Source organism: Methylobacterium sp. WL7, from assembly GCF_008040085.1.
Classification (GTDB): domain Bacteria; phylum Pseudomonadota; class Alphaproteobacteria; order Rhizobiales; family Beijerinckiaceae; genus Methylobacterium; species Methylobacterium mesophilicum.
Window position 1 is genome coordinate 1 of the sequence record NZ_VRVG01000428.1, and the last position, 245, is coordinate 245.

Annotated in this window: 1 pseudogene; it reads left to right on the forward strand. The window is 71.8% G+C overall.

Annotation, left to right across the window (positions count from 1 at the left end):
• Positions 1-36: 36 nt before the first annotated feature.
• Positions 37-245 (forward strand): annotated as a pseudogene (locus FV233_RS30055) (hypothetical protein); the annotation flags it as partial.

The window sequence follows — 245 nt, forward strand, 5'->3', positions numbered from 1 at the left end:
CTCCAGACGGCTGGCTCGACCCCTGGCGGGGGCGGCATGTCCGCTAACCAGCGGGCTCTCAACATCGGCACCGGTGTCGAGTCGGGCGATGGTGATCCGCTGCGGGTGATCTTCGGCAAGATCGCCACGACGCAGTTTGTGGCCACGGCGGTGGCGACAGGCGGCGCGGGGGGCGGAACCGGCACAGGCGGCGTTGCAACCTCGCGCCAGATCCTGTCGGGCGGCCTGGCCACCGGTGGCGGCGA